The following is a 16,495-nucleotide window of genomic DNA, read 5'->3' as shown; positions in this document are numbered from 1 at the left end:
AGTAGTCATAAAAGTAGCCATAACAAAAATAGGAATAATAATGGAAAACCAATACGTACCCCCAAAAGTCTGGACGCATGATACAGAGAGTGGCGGTAAATGGGCCAGTGTGAATCGCCCCGTTTCAGGCGCTACCCATGAAAAAGCATTACCAGTAGGCAAACATGCTTTGCAGCTGTACTCAATGGGCACGCCCAATGGTCAAAAAGTCACCATCATGCTAGAAGAGTTACTAGCCTTAGGTAAAGACGCAGAGTATGACGCTCATATGATTAATATTGGCGAAGGCGATCAGTTCTCATCAGGCTTTGTCGATATCAATCCCAACTCTAAAATTCCAGCTTTCGTCGATTACTCCGGCGCTGAGCCTGAAATTGTATTTGAGTCTGCTTCTATTTTAGTTTATCTTGCTGAAAAGTTTGACGCACTACTGCCTGAAAAAGGCAGCAAACGTACCCAAGTCTTTAATTGGTTATTCTGGTTACATGGTTCCGCGCCCTACTTAGGTGGCGGGTTCGGACATTTTTATGCTTATGCTCCCGAAAAGTTTGAATATGCCATCAACCGCTTTACAATGGAGACTAAGCGCCAGTTGGATGTGCTCGATAAGCAATTGGCGAAAAATGAATTTATCGCGGGTGATGAGTATAGTATTGCTGACATTGCCACTTGGCCTTGGTATGGTAACTTAGTCTTAGGCAATCAGTATGAGGCCAAGGACTTTTTACAAGTCGATGATTATACCCATGTACAGCGCTGGGCTAGAGGCATATTAGCACGTCCAACCGTACAACGTGGTCGTATCGTTAACCGTACATCGGGTGAAGTCTGGGAGCAATTAGAAAATCGTCATAGTGCAGCAGATATCGATAAAGTGTTATTATTGAAGCCTAAATGACTGTTAAGGTGAAAATGATGAGTGCACAAGCAAAGTTTAATCGTGACGAGGTCATCGAAAAAGCCAAAAATCTTTACTGGGAAAAAGGCTATCATGCTACCTCTATGAGAAACTTGCAAGATGTGGTGGATATGCGCCCTGGGAGTATTTATGCTGCTTTTGGTAATAAAGACAATTTGTTTAAAGAGGCTCTCAATCGTTATGCAGACGAAGGAGCTGTAAATCTTGCCAATAGTATTGCCCAAGAAGAAACCGTCGTCGCAGGCTTAGAGCGGTTCATCCGTAAGGTGACTATTTGCAGTAAAGGTACTGCTCCTAGCGGCATGTGCATGGTCGTCAAAACCATTGGTGAGCTGACGCAAAGCGACAGTCCTGAACTACTAAGTTATGCGACTAGTATCTTAGAACGCGTGGAAGCCTCTTTTGTGAAGGCATTTGAGCAAGCCATTGATAATGGTGAGATTAGCTCTGATAAAGACCCCGCTGAACTGGCTCGTTACTTCCAGATTCTGCTCATAGGCTTAAGAACTTACGCACAAGTGAGCCACGATACAGCTGCAGTTGACCAATATATTGATAGTATATTCGAGAAGTTTTTGTAAACCCGCTTATAAAATAGTTTCTTTTTACTTATACGTTTATGCCAAGTAACCGCATACAACGCTCAATCACTGGCGCATCGACCATTTCACCATCTACTTTAAACACAGCTTGTCCACTGCGCTCATATTCTTCTATCACACGCCTAGCAAACTCAATTGCAGCATCTGTCGGTTGCAGGGCATTTTGCACAGTGGCTACTTGTTTAGGATGAATACAGAGCATGCCGGACATGCCCATCTGTGACCACAACTGAACGCGAGCAATTAATCCTTCAGTATCATTAAAATCAGGATATACCGTATCAATAGGCGGTAATAGCTGATTGATTTTTGAAGTAAGGATTAATTGATAGCGAATCTGATTGGCGACGATATCTGCCGCAGGCGTCCCTACCTGGGCGCCTAGATCATTGCACAAATCCAAAAATCCATAGCTAAACGCGAGCAGTCCTGATGCTTTTGCCATAGCATCGACTCGATGCAAACCGATGGCGTTTTCTATTAATGCAATGACAGACAGTCCGGTTAAATGATGAATATATTCGATATCTGTGGCCTGCTCAGCTTTAGGCAGTATGATGCCAGCAAGATTTGGCATCTGCTCGCATGCTGTTATATCTTTGGCAAAATCAATACTACTCGCTTGATTAATGCGCACCCAAACTGGTTGATAGTCTGCACTATCATAATATCCTTGTAATGCTTTGCGCGCTTGTGCCTTATCCTCTAAAGCCACCGCATCTTCTAAATCAACAATCACTGCATCTGCACTACTAGCAAAGGCTTTGCTTACTCTATCTATTCGAGTCGCGGGTACAAACAACCATGTCTTGATGTTTGCCACATTAGCCATATGAGTGAGATTTTTATTGCTAGGTGCTTGCATGTTAGTGTCCATTTTTTTAAATATAATTGTCTTATGAATGATGAAAATAGAAGAAAAAAGCCAGACAACATAAATGCTGTCTGGCTTTAACCATAATAGTAATATCGTTACTAAGCAATATCTTTGCTGATTTGTATGACTTTTAAAGATGCTTAGCTATTTATCTAATAATTTTTAGACATTGTCCTGCATGATACAGCGTCAATCCTACTTCAGTAAATCCAGACTTGAGTCCTACAAAGGAGATTTTTGCTTCTTCTAAGCTTTTAAATGGTAGTGGAATACTGTCTCTATTACCGGTCAGTATATAATCTGCAAAGCATTTACCCATCATGGTACCAGTAGTAATACCGCGCCCGTTATAAGCCGTCGCTGTCAATAAGCCTTCATCAGGCTCCATTACTCGAAAAATATGATCTTGCGTAAAGCCAAAGCTACCACACCATTCATATTGCCATTTAAATGCTGGCAAATCTGGATAATAGCTCTTTTGTACAGCGTTGGCCCATGATTGGTAAAAGGATTTTGGCTTAAGCTGGGTACCACCGACCGTTCCTAATAATAAACGATCATCCTTGTCACGGCGAAAGCTAGATAACGCTAAGCGTGTATCCCATGCACCTGTCTTATAAGGCAAAATACGATCTGCAGCCTCTCCGCTGAGCGGCTCAGACGCAATCTGATAGTAATAAACCAGATAAAACGTCTTGGTAATTTCTGTCCATTCGCCTTCGGTATAGGCATTCGTCGCAATAATAACGCGCTCAGACTTTACGCGAGCTTTAGCAGTCCTTGTGTACCAATAACCATCTACTTTCTCTAATGCTTCAACAGCTGAATGCTCGTAGATGGTGACACCAAGACTGGTCGCTACTTTTGCCAGTCCTCTGACATAAGCCAGCGGGTTTATGGTACCAGCACGATGATCTAGTAGTGCTTTATTGATACTCTTGGTACCGCAGTATTCATGACATTTGCTTCCGGTCAACACCTCAACATTCGCACCCCGACGGCTTAGTTGCTCGTATCTGATATCGACATCGACTTCACCTTTGGCATTATGAGCCATGTGGATATTACCGGCTTGCGTGGCCTGCGCATCGATACTATAACGTTTGATTAAGTCAAATACTAAGCTTGGCGCTTGTCCTAGCGCTTCTGTTAGACGCTCACCTGCCTCTTCGCCTAGCGCAATATTTAAGTCATCAGGCGCGCCCAAGTCCCTGCATTGACTAGCCCTACGCTTTTTCCTGAACCGCCACTACCGATTGTTTTACTTTCTAACAAGATAACTTTGACACCTTTTTCGGCTAAATGAATCGCAGCCGATAACCCTGTATAACCGCCCCCAATGATACAAATGGTCGCTTGGGTATCGCTACTCAACTGGCGGTAGGTGTCAATATTGGGCGCAGTCATGTTCCATAAACATTGCTCTTGCAACATCTCATACTCCCTTTGTATCAGACCTCATTGGTTAAGGCTGAAGTAGTCGTGTCAAGCTTTTCTACAGTAGGCTCTTCACGCGGTATAAACTTATTAAGGAACGCCCATAACAAGCCAAATAAAGGCGATAACCAACATGCAAACGCAAAAGGCGCATAAGTCAATGTCGCAATACCAAGTGTGGCGGCAACAAAGCTACCACCCATGTTCCAAGGGATAAGCGGTGACAATAACGTACCACTGTCTTCGATAGAGCGTGTTAGCGTCGTGCGCTTATAGCCCATCTCTTTATACTTCTCTTTTAATAAACGTCCTGGTAATACCAAAGTGGTATAAACGTCTCCGATAAGTGTCCCTACGCTCAAAACACTACCATAAGTCGTAAAAATCAGACCTAAACGCGACTTCACGAAATGGTTAATCTTTGCCATGATGGCTTTGAGTGTGCCGTAATGTTCAAGTGAGCCGACAAAAGCGAGTGCGAAAATGGTCAAGGTAATGACCCATGTCATCGACATCACCCCGCCTTTTGATAGCAGTTGATCTACTACATCAAAGCCCGTCTCACTGACATAGCCATTCTGTAAAACATTAAAAATCTCACTAACGCCAACGCCTTGCAGAAAAAACGCAATAAGCGATGCTACGACGACACCGCCTAACACCGTCGGTATCGCTGGCATTTTCATAACAGCCGCGATAACAACTACAAGGGCAGGCAATAAGGTAATAATGCTTAAGTTGTAGTTGTCAGCCAAGCTTGTTTGCAAAGCCTGAATAGAGGACAAGTCGATACTGTCATCACCATAACCCATACCAATCCAAGCGTAGATGGCTAAAGCAGTAACCATCGCTGGCACGGTCGTTGGCAGCATACCTCTAATATGATCCCAAAGCTCAACACCTGCCGCGGCTGGTGTTAAGTTGGTTGTATCTGACAATGGCGACATTTTGTCCCCAAAAAAAGCACCGGAGACGATAGCGCCGCCTGTAAAATGTGCTGGAATACCAAGCCCCATACCGATACCCATCATCGCGAGACCAACCGTACCCACTGTGCCCCACGAGGTACCGGTGGCGACAGAAATAATGGCACAAATAATACAGACTGAAAATAAAAAAGAGGAAGGAGAAAAAATACTAAAACCGTAATAAAGAATGGTCGGTACGGTTCCTGCAATAATCCATGAGCCAATGAGCATACCGACACCCATGAGAATAATCATCGCCGGTAAGCCTATCTTAATAACCTTTAAAAACCGCTCCTCCATACCCTGCCAGTCACGGCCACGCATCTTCATAAACAAGCCAGTGATCAAGATGCCGCAAGCTAGCGGTATGTGCGGGGTAAAGTCTTTAAATACGAAAAACTGCACCATAAGAATCATGGCAGTCAATACTAGAGGGGCAATATCAAGTAAAAAGTTAGAAGATGGACCATAGCCATCATTAGCGGGGTCGTGCGGTTTGTCATCTATCATGATAGATCTACCTTCCTTAGTAGTCGTCAATAGGTCTTGCAACCAATCCTTAGTTGCTTATTATTCTTAGTCTGCCAAGCCTACGTAGAGTACGCTTGGCAATTAGTGTCCAAACATCAAATGCCCAAACAGCTTGGTATTAACCAAAGCTAATACCTTGGGCAAGTGGTAACTCTGTCGAATAGTTGATGGTGTTGGTTTGACGACGCATATAGGCTTTCCATGCGTCTGATCCTGACTCACGTCCACCGCCAGTTTCTTTTTCGCCGCCAAACGCACCGCCAATCTCAGCGCCGCTAGTACCGATATTGACGTTAGCGATGCCGCAATCACTACCACGATCGCTGAGGAAAGTTTCAGCTTCACGTAAGTCATTGGTAAAGATACATGACGAGAGCCCTTGCGGAACATCGTTTTGCATCTCAATGGCATCATCAAAGTCTTTATAGGTCATGACATATAAAATCGGCGCAAAGGTCTCGCTTCTAGCAACGTCATTTTGCTCATCAAACTCTACAATGGCAGGCGTGACATAATAGGCATCAGGGTATTTATCTGCTAATACGCGCTCGCCACCTGTGACTGTACCGCCCGCTTCTCGAGCCTTTTCTAACGCGGCTTGCATGTTATTAAAGCTGTCTTCATCAATCAGTGGACCGACCAAATTGCCTTCTAATGGATGACCAATACTGACAGTCTCATAGGCTGATTTTACGCGTGGTAAAATATCGTCTTTAATAGATTCGTGGACGAAGAGACGGCGTAATGTGGTGCAACGCTGACCTGCCGTCCCAACTGCGGAGAATATAATGCCACGTAAGGCAAGATCTAAATCGGCTGTTGGCGCCAAGATCATCGCGTTATTACCACCAAGCTCAAGCAAACATTTACCGAAACGATCGGCAACTTTTGGCCCGACAGCTCTACCCATACGCGTGCTTCCAGTCGCGCTTACCAGAGCCACGTCTTTGTTTTCAACTAAGGCATTACCGACATCTGTCTTACCCAGTAATACTTGTGATAGATGCTCTGGTGCCTCACCAAACTTAGCCAATGCTTTTTCGAACATGGCCTGACAGGCTAACGCTACTAGAGGCGCTTTTTCTGATGGTTTCCAAATCACAGGGTTACCGCAGACGATGGCCAGCGCGGTATTCCAAGACCACACTGCCACAGGGAAGTTAAAAGCAGAGATGACACCGATAACACCAAGCGGATGCCACGTTTCACGCATGTGGTGACCTGGGCGCTCTGAAGCAATCGTCAAGCCATAGAGCTGACGCGAAACACCGACAGCGAAGTCGCAGATATCGATCATCTCTTGTACTTCACCTAGGCCCTCTTCTTTGATCTTGCCAGCTTCAAACGATACTAGCATGCCCAAATCTTCTTTATGCTCGCGCAGCACTTCGCCCAGCAGACGAATCAACTCACCACGCTTGGGTGCAGGCACGGTACGCCATTCCTTAAACGCTTTTTTGGCATTTTGGATTTTATTATTAACTTCATCAACGCTATCTAGGGTTATCTTGCCAATAACCGTACCGTCTATAGGCGTATTGACTTCAAAATCGCCATGTTGATATTGTTCTTGTTTGACACCCATGGCAGACATGTATTGCTCAATCATATTCAATCCTTTGTATATTCATTTATAACGTCCTTAATAGACCTTTAAGCTACCTTGCAACACGTTAACTTGCAAAATAATAAATTTCTTATGGTCATTCCATTTTGGAATGGTGAATAAATAAAATGGCTATGTGTGTGTTTTTTACATAACAGCTTTTTGTACATAACTAATTTTCTATACATAATTGCCTAAAGACATCAAGCAATTTTCCAAGCTTTGAGCTTGTATACTTTCATATAAAGCCAGCTCATCATAGATACTAGCGCCAAGCGCTTGCTCAAACTCATGCTGATTTGAATCACCATCATAGTTGCTCTGCTTGTCTTGTTGAAGATTTGACTGAAAAATACCAGCAGCACTAACAGGCAGAAAATCTTCATAGACGATAGGCTCAATCCGGATAGCGCCTTTCTCAATCAAAGTATTAATTGCTTGTTTTGAATCAACCGTTTGTACATCAACGGTTTCTAAATGAAGCATAGCACTGTCTATATCTGCAGCACTATCGCCTGGTTGATAATAAAAGTAAGCGAGCGCCTCATTATGCATGGCATGATAATCATCAGGGAACGCGTCAAACGCCTTCTCTAAAATTTGATAATACTCCGAGGCATTGTCTGCGTTCGGAGTTACGCCTAATTGATTGCGTGCTTGACCAAGCAGCTCGTCATATAGCGCTCTACCCTTTGGCGTTAATGCCACACCGCGCTGCTCAATCTCACCAAACCGTGCAGTATGATGACCTTCGTCATACTCACCATTTGGGTTTTTAAAACGAACCGCTTCCTCTAATGCCTTAAAGCTCGTCTGTCTTAATAAAATCGGACAATCCCGTTTTGGTGGCCCCTCGATAATGGCTTTTGGCGGAATGCCTTTTGCCTGCATGCCTTGCTGTACGGTATCTATATCCAGCGTTCTAGGAGTCAAATGATTGATATGCGGCCCTTTAAAACCGACGACATCAGCAATGAGGCCGTGCTGCGCTAATAAGCGTTGATATAGCTCTTTTGAGACGGGCGTTTTATCATGCCAGCGAAAGGTCTCTAAAGCCTCTTTTATAAACTGCTCACTTTCCTCAGCCGTCAAACCGCCCTGCGCTTCAAAGCGCTCAATCAGGCTGACAACAGTATCGGTAAAGATATTACGGTTGGCCAATGCGCTTGACGCTTCTTGCTTTAGTGCGTCATCATCGATTAACTCTAGGCGCAATAAAGAGGTAAATACACGAAAAGGGCTTTGATTTAATGCTTGCGCATCAATCGCTCGAAAAGCCGTAGAGTGCACGGGCACGCCAGCGGGCGCCAAATCATAATAGCCGACAGGATGCATACCCATGACAGCAAAAAGCCGGCGCATCATACTAAGCTCGTCCGCTGTGCCCAATCTAATCGCCCCATGGCGCTCCATACTGAGCCTATCAATCTCTCCGGTGTGCGCCAATTGCTCCTTAATATCAGGATGTAGACTTAACACCTCAGCATTCACCTCAGCGACCAAATCGAGCAAGTCACCGTATAGTGGGACTTCGGCTTGGTACATGGCTGACATCGCCTTAGAGAACTTGTGGCGAATAGCATCGCAACTTACAAACGTATGATTCACAGATAGACATCCTTGTTAAAATCCCAGAAATTTTATTTGACGCTTATCATTGATTTGAGCAAAACCCTGCTGACTCAGCAAACGAATAATAGTTGTGCGCTCATTCCTTTTTGTCATTGCCCACAGAATGATAGATTTGATGAATGACTTGGCAAAGAGGAAGTTACTTCTCTTTGCCAAGAAATATATATTTAAAAATTGATTCTAAGTTCAGCGATGCGCTTTAAGATGTGCTTTAGATAAAGAGTAGGTTTTGAATACAGAAGGGTCTTTAGATGAAGTCCGGCACAGGCTTGCCGATGAAGATAAATATAAAACCGTTTTAGCGGTCAAAATACAGGCTTGCCGATGAAGATAAATATAAAACCGTTTTAGCGGTCAAAATACAAAATCTAGTGCCTCCTCATATTGATTAGAGGTTTCAAGATACGCTGAGACCCATTCTAAAATGACTTTTACCTTGTGCGATCTCCCCAAAGATAAAGGATAAGTTATATAGTAAGATCCTCGCCCTTTTGACGCATAATTCCATGCTGTCACTAGCGCTCCAGACTGTAGCTCAGGAGCGACCAAGCGCAGTGGTACGAGTGCGATACCATAGCCGAGTAAGGCCGCTGCAATACAAGCATGAAAAGTATCGAAGCGCGGGCCTACAAACGTTCCGTCAATACTGATGCCTTGTTGCTTAAAATACTCATACCAAGCACTTGGACGTGAGCTCAACTGTAGCAAGGTGCAATTATCTACGTTACTCGTACAAGGGTTTTTATCCCGCAAATATTCAGGCTGGCAGACCGCCACACAATACTCGTCAAATAGCTTAATCGCCTCCATACCGCCCCAAATACCATCACCATATAAAAAAGCAATATCGACATTTTGATCTTCAGAAAAAAACGGCCCAGCTTGCTCTTTTATATCTAGATTAATCAACGGATGCTCCTGGCTGAACCCTTTTAGCGCTGGTATCAGCCAGCGTGAACAAAACGTTGGATGTGAGGCAATCTTAAGCACTTCTGTATTGTCACTATGTGACATCAAACTGGTGGTCGCCACCTCAATATGCTTGAGAATCTCCAGCACTTCAAGGTAATAAGTCTTGCCGGCTGGTGTCAATGAAATCCGGTGCGGCGTACGATAAAAGAGTGAAATGTTTAACATCTCCTCTAGCTGCGCAACCTGCTTACTGATGGCGCTTTGCGTCATATGCATCTCTTGTGCAGCATGGGTAAAGCTCAGATGCCGCGCGGCCGTCTCAAAACACTGCAGAGCGGTGGTTGAAGGGTATCTTCTAAACGCAAGGGGCTTGCTGGTTTCCGTTTTCATCATTTATATTTTTTATCTCGTATAAAGCCTAGGGCATATGGAACATTCACAAATAGACACTGTTAATTGCAACTAGCATATCTAAGCTGGCAAACTATAGTCACAGCAGTATAAAAAAGATACAAAGAGACCGGGATAAATGTTACAGCAGTATAAAAAAGATACAAAGAGACCGGGATAAATGTTACAAAGCCTCTAATAAAAACACTGGTTTAACAAGTATTAGAATTATATCTCAAATTAGAGTACCAGACAGCAGTTACGAATGTTAAACCAAGCAATCCTTTATCTTTGATGGTTTAATAAAAAGGATTATTTTGCAAACATTTTACCAGTCATAAAACGACCATAGAACGACGCCAAAAAGCCGATAACAAAATAGCTATCGCTTTTTGAAGTGAACGACGCCAAAAAGCCGATAACAAAATAGCTATCGGCTTTTTGAAGTGAATGACAATGAAATAATTAATAGTTAAATCAGCGGTGAACGCATTTAAGCGTTATTTTTAATGCGGTGCATCAGGCTGATTCATAGGATCTGCATCAAAAAACGCTTGAAGCGTACGACAATGCTCATCAATGGCCATAATATTTGGATAAGGCGTCAAATCAACTTTGAAGCGGCGAGCTGAATAGACTTGCGGGATTAAATAGCAATCTGCGAAGGTTGGACTGTTACCGTAGCAAAATTTGCCGCGCGTCTCATCTTTTGCTAATAACGTCTCTAACGCAGCAAAGCCTTCTTCTATCCAGCGCTGACACCATGCCAACACTTCATCTTCATCGACTGACAACTCATTGCGTAAATATTGCAAGATACGGCGGTTATTAATCGGATGAATGTCACAGCCAATCATCGCGCTTAGCGCTCGCACTTGCATACGGCCAGCAGCATCTTTGGGCAATAACGGATTGTGCGGATAAACCTCTTCTAACCACTCTAAAATAGCGGGGCTTTGATAAAGCAGTAAGTCGTCCGTCTGCAAGGCAGGGACTAAACCTTGGGGATTGATGGCCTTAAATAACGGCTCAGACTGCTCATCCTTTGCCAAATTAATAGAGATCGCATCGTAATCTAAACCCTTTAGGTTCAACGCGATACGTGTACGGTGTGACGTGCCACTACGAAAGTAGCCATAAAGTGTCATCATAGTTATTCTCCTGCCTATGTCATTGTAAGTGCTGAGCTATAGATGCTGTAGATATTGAGCGATACGTGTTTCCATTCAAAAAATTAGGCCAAACTTATAATTATATTAACAGTTAAAGAGAGGTTTTCTATATATATCAAACACTCATTATTATCTATATAATTAGTCACAGTGATAAACCTGCTAAATTCAAACTATCAAACATAACCGTCAAATTGTTCTTTTTATTCAACCGGACTATCAATGTCATCAACAGAAACAACAGCAAATAAAAACCAAGGTGGCATACAGTCACTTGAGATTGGTCTCTCTGTACTAGATGTACTTATAGATTACCATAAACCTATGATGCTAAAAGACATCGCTCAAGCGATGCAAATGCACCCTGCAAAAGTACATCGTTATTTGGTTAGTCTCATTCGTAAAGACTATGCGCGCAAGCTGAGCGATGGACGCTACGGATTAGGCGCCCGAGTCAATGCACTAGGTCATACCAGTTTCGATCAAAACAATATTTTGCAGCGACTTACTAATGCTGCTACTGAAATTAAAAATGCCATTAATTGCGGGGTGCAAATTGCCAAGTGGTTTAGTGAAGGGCCCATCGTCATTCATTCTTTTGAGCCGGACAGTCCGATCAGTATCATTACTCGTATAGGCTCACGTATGCCGCTGGCGTCTTCTGCGACAGGTAGACTGTTTGCCAGCTATCAGCCCGAGACTATCATCAAACCTTTAGTACTTGCAGAGTGGCAAGGAGATATTGATATTTTGGCCACCGTTCCCACTACCAAGCCTGACAACGCTGACTTATCTGCTAAATGGCAAGCGTTTACTGAACTGCAAATCGATATCCGTATGCAAGGTTATGCCACGGTTGCTGGAGATATGCTAATGGGGATTAATGCCATTAGCATACCCGTCATTTTACCGCAGCCTAAAGATATTAACGATATCGACCCGTCTGCTAACGATGTGCTATTAGAATATGCGCTCACTATTATCGGTACTGCTGAACAACTTCCATTAGATAATCAGCAAGTCAAGGATAGAATATTAGCAATAGCTAAGCGTTATCAAATTGCCTAGCTATTTTATTAGCTGTCTTATTAACTAGTTCATTTTGCACAAAACACTCATCTAACCTATTAAACAATTTAAACCTTACAGGCCGCGCTGGCTACTTTGGTTTTTTCATAGACGGTTTGACCATCCAAGCCTTTGGCCGCTAATTCATCTAGATATCTCTGCGTACCCTCAAGTAACGGACCTTGCCAGTCAGGATCATTTAAAGGATCTGGAATATCGATCATCGTATCACCTTTGGCACGAGCGGCAGCCATTGCTTCATCATTGCTTCTATCAAATATTTTAGCGATACGATCTGACATGACTAGCCCTGAATTATCATCAATCACTCTTTTGAGATCATCAGACAGACTATTGTATTTATCCTTATTCATAGTGACTACAAAGGTAGAGTTATAAAAAGGTATATTGGTGTGCGCGCTCAGTAGCTCATCGAGACGAAAAGCTTGTATAGGTTGCCAAGTAAAAGCCAGACCATCAATGACGCTGCGCTGTAGCGAAGTGTAGGTATCACTGGCAGGCATCCCAACGGGCGCTGCACCAGTAGCTTCAATAATGTGGCTGGCAACTACAGATGGTTGACGAATTCGCATACCCTTCATATCTGCTGGCGTACGAATGGGCTTATCAATAGTATGCAGCGCCCCCTGTCCTGAACCCATTAAAGCGAGCAGATGGGTGTCCTCATATTCATCTGCAATAACCCCATCGTCATAGAGCTTATATAGTATGCAGGTCTGTTGCTCTGCGGTATTGGATATACCCGGTAGCTCTACCACTTGAGTTAGAGGAAAGCGCCCAGCAGTGTAGCCTTGCACTTGCATACCAATATCCACTGTCCCTTTTACCGCAGCATCATAAGTGGCGCCTGGTTTGCTTAGAGTAGCGGAAGGATAAATCTCAATCTTTAGGCGTCCATTCGAGTCTTCTTCTATTTTTTGCGCCCATGGCTCAAAGCCTTCAGTATTGATATTGTCATTAGCAGTCATAAAATGCGAAAACCGGAGGGTTGTCACTTCATCTGAGCCACCGTCAGTTGTTGCTGCTCGGTCATTATTAGAACAAGCAGATAGCCCCAGCCCAGAGACTGCCATTACAGTAGCTAGCGCTATTCCAGTAGATAGTTTTGTTTTCATCATAGAGTCCTTTCTTGATGATTGAGTTCTCACTATTAAAGCTTATTAAAACCTATTAAAGCTTAGCATGAAGCGATACCTATTCCCCTACAGGCACCTGCTCTTTGGCTTCCTTTAACTCTTCAGCATGCAAAAAATGCGTATGAGCTGGTGCGCGTTTGGTCCGCGTCCATTCGTCCAGCATATCTTGCTTGATCTCTTCGGTAATCATTGAGACTTTCTCTTCTGAAGTAATATCATCATAAGTCAGCTCCATACGATGGCCATTAGGATCAAAGAAGTAGATAGAATGGAAAATACCATGGTTGGTCACACCAATGACGTCAATCCCACCATCCTCTAAATGCTTTTTTGCAGCCATTAAAGCATCGCGGTCTTTTACTTTCATTGCTAGATGCTGTACCCAGTCTGGCGTATTAGGATCAGATCCCATTTCAGGTTGATTCGGTAATTCAAAAAACGCCAATACATTGCCGTTACCTGCATCTAAAAAGACATGCATGTAGGGATCAAAGGCTTTGGTAGAAGGCACATGGTCTTCGGCAAACGCTAAAATGAAGTCCATGTTTAAGTGTTTTTTGTACCACTCTACGGTTTCTTTAGCATCTTTGCAGCGATAAGCCACGTGGTGAATTTTTTTCTATTTTAAAGCTCATATCAATATCCTTTTGATAATGCGTAAAACCTGAATTTAGTAACTCAGTAGGGTTTGTGTGTGGATCTAACCCAAGTCGAATAGCTGTCAATATTAATAATGCCAATCGACTGTTTTACGCTTGTTCTGTGTAAAAATTACGCGTCAAAATCAAAGTTTAAAGCAGGCAATACTTTACCGCGCACTTCACCAAACCCAACACGAATGCCATCTTTTTCGCTATAGCCTTTCATAATGACGGTATCGCCATCATCGATAAAGGTGCGCGTACCCCCGCCTTTGAGCTCAACAGGTTTGGTCGCGTTCCAAGCAATCTCAAGCATTGAACCATAAGAGTCTGGCGTTGGCCCTGAAATGGTGCCTGAGCCCATCATATCGCCGACTTCTACTTTACAGCCGGTAATCGTGTGATGCGTCAATTGCTGAGCCATCGACCAGTACATGTATTTAAAATTGGTTTCAGAGATGACGGTAGCGCTCTCCGCATTTTCTGGAAGCAACTCTACTGACAAATTAATGTCAAAGCTGTTATCGGATTTTGTCTCACGTAGATAAGTCAATGGCTCAGGATTCTGAGTTGGAATTGACGTTTTAAAAGGTTCTAGCGCATCTAAGGTGACAATCCAAGGAGATATCTCTGAAGCAAAAGTCTTGGCGTTAAAAGGGCCTAAAGGCACGTACTCCCATTTTTGGATATCACGGGCTGACCAATCGTTAAACAGCACCATACCAAAAATATGATCCCATGCGTTTTTGATAGAAATTGGCTCACCGATTTTGTTGGGTTGCCCCACGATAAAGGCGGTTTCAAGCTCAAAGTCAAGACGCTTACAAGGCGCAAAAATAGGACGCTCATCTGGATTGGGCTTGAGCTGACCTGACGGACGAATGATGTCTGTAGCACCTGTCACAAAGACCGTACTAGCACGTCCGTTATAACCGACCGGCATCTCTGTCCAGTTCGGCAATAGCGCATTGGCAGGATCACGAAATAGCGTACCAACGTTGGTGGCATGCTCTTTAGACGAATAAAAGTCAGTATAGCCAGGGACGTGAACAGGCAGATGCATCGTGACATCGGCTTGCTTAAATAACGCCTTACCTTGCAAGTCTTGATTATCACGTAGAGTGTCGCTATCGGCAGATAGCAGTGTCTGAATAGTGCGACGCGCGCTAGTCCAATTATCTCGACCAGAATCAATGAAAGCATTCAATGTCGGCTGATCAAAATAGCTACCACCTTCTAATTTAAGTAGACCTTCGGCTTCAAGTACCGCTAAGTCTAAAACGTGCTCACCAATGGCGACACCAGCTCGGCGCTTGCCATCGGCAGTTTCACTAAAGATACCATAAGGTAAATTGTGGATAGAAAAGTCAGAGTCGCTTGCGATATCGAGAAATGAAGAGAGGTTTTTGTCAATCGTTGACATGGTTGGCTCCTTGCTAGCTAATTGGTTTAGAAACTATTTTTGTAGAGATTTCTATGATAGAAAATAAATATTAATGCATAACAAACGTGATATTACGTATAGGTTAATACTTTACGTATAAGGTAATTTAAATTTATCAACATTGCAAGTTATTCCTTGATTTTTGAATCAGATGTAAAAAACTCATGTATGTCCGAATGTTTTCTTTTTTAGTCTTTATTTGGATTTACTTTATAAGACCATAAGCATATTGATTTATAATGCAGCAGTTATTCAAACATGCTGTAGCGGCTTGTTATAAGCTTTATTTTTGACGTTAAGCTACTTAGGCAATGTACATACTTTGAGCAAAGATCAATAGTAATAACGATAGCGTGGTCTAATAACAATAACTACGCACTAAGAAAGGATAAACATACATGGATCTGGCAAGCATCTTTATTCATGACACCACTTGGGCGTTTGCTGCCGAAATCGTCATACGCGTAGTAGTAATGTTTAGCATGATTATTGTATTTTTACGTTTCACTGGTAAACGCGGTGTCCGGCAGCTGTCTATTTTTGAGTTGACCATTATTTTGTCACTAGGTTCTATCGCTGGTGATCCAATGTTCACCGAGGACTTACCCATCATTCAAGCACTGCTCATCATGAGTATTGTGATTATCATGTACCGGCTCTGTACTTGGGTGATGATGAAATATCAGCCTTTTGAAGATCTTTTGGAAGGAAAGTCGCTTTATATCGTCGAAGATGGTGCTTTGGTACTGGATAAGATTAAAAGAGGCAAAATGTCACATGATGAGTTTTTTGCTGAGATGCGCCAGCAAGGGGTTGAGCACTTAGGTCAGGTGCGTGTCGGCTTGTTGGAAACTGATGGCTCATTTAGTTTATTGCTATTTCCGCCTGCTGAAACACGTTATGGTTTGCCTCTTTTTCCCAAGCAATATCAAGTAGCTGACGAGATAGATCCAAAGCATTGCTATGCTTGTATGCACTGCGGTTATGTCGATTATATTACTGAACCAGATCAGCAGTGCGTACGCTGCGAATGTGAAAGTTGGGCGAAGGCCTTGGATAGCGAGATTGTAAGATAGCCTACAATTAATCTTTAATTGACTCAAAATGAATAAAGCCGTCACGAATGAATCGTAACGGCT

The 16,495-nt window shown here is 43.2% G+C and carries 15 protein-coding genes; 4 read left to right on the top strand and 11 right to left on the bottom strand.

Going from position 1 to position 16,495, the window contains the following annotated elements:
* Window positions 1–37 precede the first annotated feature (37 nt).
* Both yghU and PENNN9_RS07220 read left to right on the top strand, forming a co-directional pair.
* Window positions 38–898: a glutathione-dependent disulfide-bond oxidoreductase gene (yghU, locus tag PENNN9_RS07225; RefSeq protein WP_264752928.1), complete on the top strand. Its 861-nt coding sequence runs from the start codon at window positions 38–40 to the stop codon at window positions 896–898.
* A gap of 17 nt (window positions 899–915) precedes the next feature.
* Window positions 916–1,500: a TetR/AcrR family transcriptional regulator gene (locus tag PENNN9_RS07220; RefSeq protein WP_058369025.1), complete on the top strand. Its 585-nt coding sequence runs from the start codon at window positions 916–918 to the stop codon at window positions 1,498–1,500.
* Window positions 1,501–1,528: 28 nt separating this feature from the next.
* Here the strand turns inward: PENNN9_RS07220 and PENNN9_RS07215 are convergent, their stop codons facing one another.
* The 8 genes from PENNN9_RS07215 to maiA all read right to left on the bottom strand — a co-directional run bounded on the left by PENNN9_RS07215 (window position 1,529) and on the right by maiA (window position 11,022).
* Window positions 1,529–2,386 (bottom strand): HpcH/HpaI aldolase/citrate lyase family protein, encoded by an 858-nt coding sequence (locus PENNN9_RS07215; RefSeq protein ID WP_227511757.1) that lies wholly within the window; start codon window positions 2,384–2,386, stop codon window positions 1,529–1,531.
* A gap of 160 nt (window positions 2,387–2,546) precedes the next feature.
* Complete coding sequence (locus tag PENNN9_RS07210) at window positions 2,547–3,605, bottom strand: NAD(P)/FAD-dependent oxidoreductase (RefSeq protein ID WP_264752927.1); 1,059 nt, start codon at window positions 3,603–3,605, stop codon at window positions 2,547–2,549.
* Window positions 3,584–3,832: an FAD-dependent oxidoreductase gene (locus tag PENNN9_RS13400; RefSeq protein ID WP_264752926.1), complete on the bottom strand. Its 249-nt coding sequence runs from the start codon at window positions 3,830–3,832 to the stop codon at window positions 3,584–3,586. Before PENNN9_RS13400 ends, PENNN9_RS07210 begins: the two co-directional genes overlap by 22 nt.
* Before the next feature lie 17 nt (window positions 3,833–3,849).
* Window positions 3,850–5,313, bottom strand: a complete 1,464-nt coding sequence (gene nhaC, locus PENNN9_RS07205; protein ID WP_058369024.1) for a Na+/H+ antiporter NhaC — start codon at window positions 5,311–5,313, stop codon at window positions 3,850–3,852.
* Between the two features lie 139 nt (window positions 5,314–5,452).
* Window positions 5,453–6,943, bottom strand: coding sequence for an aldehyde dehydrogenase family protein (locus PENNN9_RS07200; protein WP_058369023.1), 1,491 nt, complete (start codon window positions 6,941–6,943; stop codon window positions 5,453–5,455).
* 177 nt (window positions 6,944–7,120) lie between these two features.
* Complete coding sequence (locus tag PENNN9_RS07195) at window positions 7,121–8,548, bottom strand: VOC family protein (RefSeq protein WP_075103049.1); 1,428 nt, start codon at window positions 8,546–8,548, stop codon at window positions 7,121–7,123.
* Between the two features lie 378 nt (window positions 8,549–8,926).
* Complete coding sequence (locus PENNN9_RS07190) at window positions 8,927–9,877, bottom strand: LysR substrate-binding domain-containing protein (RefSeq protein ID WP_256713839.1); 951 nt, start codon at window positions 9,875–9,877, stop codon at window positions 8,927–8,929.
* Window positions 9,878–10,380: 503 nt separating this feature from the next.
* Window positions 10,381–11,022, bottom strand: a complete 642-nt coding sequence (gene maiA, locus PENNN9_RS07185) for a maleylacetoacetate isomerase (protein WP_197409084.1) — start codon at window positions 11,020–11,022, stop codon at window positions 10,381–10,383.
* 246 nt (window positions 11,023–11,268) lie between these two features.
* Here maiA and PENNN9_RS07180 point away from each other — a divergent pair, with 246 nt between their 5' ends.
* Window positions 11,269–12,114 (top strand): IclR family transcriptional regulator, encoded by an 846-nt coding sequence (locus tag PENNN9_RS07180; RefSeq protein WP_058369020.1) that lies wholly within the window; start codon window positions 11,269–11,271, stop codon window positions 12,112–12,114.
* 68 nt (window positions 12,115–12,182) lie between these two features.
* Here PENNN9_RS07180 and PENNN9_RS07175 read toward each other — a convergent pair whose 3' ends face one another.
* The 3 genes from PENNN9_RS07175 to fahA all read right to left on the bottom strand — a co-directional run bounded on the left by PENNN9_RS07175 (window position 12,183) and on the right by fahA (window position 15,335).
* Window positions 12,183–13,250 (bottom strand): TRAP transporter substrate-binding protein, encoded by a 1,068-nt coding sequence (locus PENNN9_RS07175; RefSeq protein ID WP_058369019.1) that lies wholly within the window; start codon window positions 13,248–13,250, stop codon window positions 12,183–12,185.
* A gap of 79 nt (window positions 13,251–13,329) precedes the next feature.
* Entirely contained in the window at window positions 13,330–13,884 is a 555-nt protein-coding gene (locus PENNN9_RS07170; RefSeq protein WP_058369018.1) for a VOC family protein, read from the bottom strand.
* Window positions 13,885–14,042: 158 nt separating this feature from the next.
* On the bottom strand, window positions 14,043–15,335 hold the full coding sequence (fahA, locus tag PENNN9_RS07165; protein ID WP_058369017.1) for a fumarylacetoacetase: 1,293 nt from the start codon (window positions 15,333–15,335) through the stop codon (window positions 14,043–14,045).
* Window positions 15,336–15,754: 419 nt separating this feature from the next.
* Between fahA and PENNN9_RS07160 the strand changes: the two genes are divergently transcribed.
* The gene (locus PENNN9_RS07160) at window positions 15,755–16,432 is read left to right on the top strand and encodes a DUF421 domain-containing protein (protein ID WP_058369016.1); all 678 of its coding nucleotides are present in this window, start codon (window positions 15,755–15,757) and stop codon (window positions 16,430–16,432) included.
* The last annotated feature ends 63 nt before the right edge of the window (window positions 16,433–16,495 follow it).

Origin of the sequence: Psychrobacter sp. ENNN9_III, from assembly GCF_001462175.1 — a bacterium.
Lineage (GTDB): Bacteria > Pseudomonadota > Gammaproteobacteria > Pseudomonadales > Moraxellaceae > Psychrobacter.
This window is presented reverse-complemented; position numbering and strand designations above follow the sequence as displayed.

Bases quoted from the DNA above. Each gene is read 5' to 3' on its own strand.
- PENNN9_RS07220 (WP_058369025.1), top strand. From the start codon at position 916: ATGAGTGCACAAGCAAAGTTTAATCGTGACGAGGTCATCGAAAAAGCC.
- PENNN9_RS07215 (WP_227511757.1), bottom strand. From the start codon at position 2,386: ATGCAAGCACCTAGCAATAAAAATCTCACTCATATGGCTAATGTGGCA.
- PENNN9_RS13400 (WP_264752926.1), bottom strand. From the start codon at position 3,832: ATGTTGCAAGAGCAATGTTTATGGAACATGACTGCGCCCAATATTGAC.
- nhaC (WP_058369024.1), bottom strand. From the start codon at position 5,313: ATGATAGATGACAAACCGCACGACCCCGCTAATGATGGCTATGGTCCA.
- PENNN9_RS07200 (WP_058369023.1), bottom strand. From the start codon at position 6,943: ATGATTGAGCAATACATGTCTGCCATGGGTGTCAAACAAGAACAATAT.
- PENNN9_RS07190 (WP_256713839.1), bottom strand. From the start codon at position 9,877: ATGATGAAAACGGAAACCAGCAAGCCCCTTGCGTTTAGAAGATACCCT.
- maiA (WP_197409084.1), bottom strand. From the start codon at position 11,022: ATGACACTTTATGGCTACTTTCGTAGTGGCACGTCACACCGTACACGT.
- PENNN9_RS07180 (WP_058369020.1), top strand. From the start codon at position 11,269: ATGTCATCAACAGAAACAACAGCAAATAAAAACCAAGGTGGCATACAG.
- PENNN9_RS07175 (WP_058369019.1), bottom strand. From the start codon at position 13,250: ATGAAAACAAAACTATCTACTGGAATAGCGCTAGCTACTGTAATGGCA.
- fahA (WP_058369017.1), bottom strand. From the start codon at position 15,335: ATGTCAACGATTGACAAAAACCTCTCTTCATTTCTCGATATCGCAAGC.
- PENNN9_RS07160 (WP_058369016.1), top strand. From the start codon at position 15,755: ATGGATCTGGCAAGCATCTTTATTCATGACACCACTTGGGCGTTTGCT.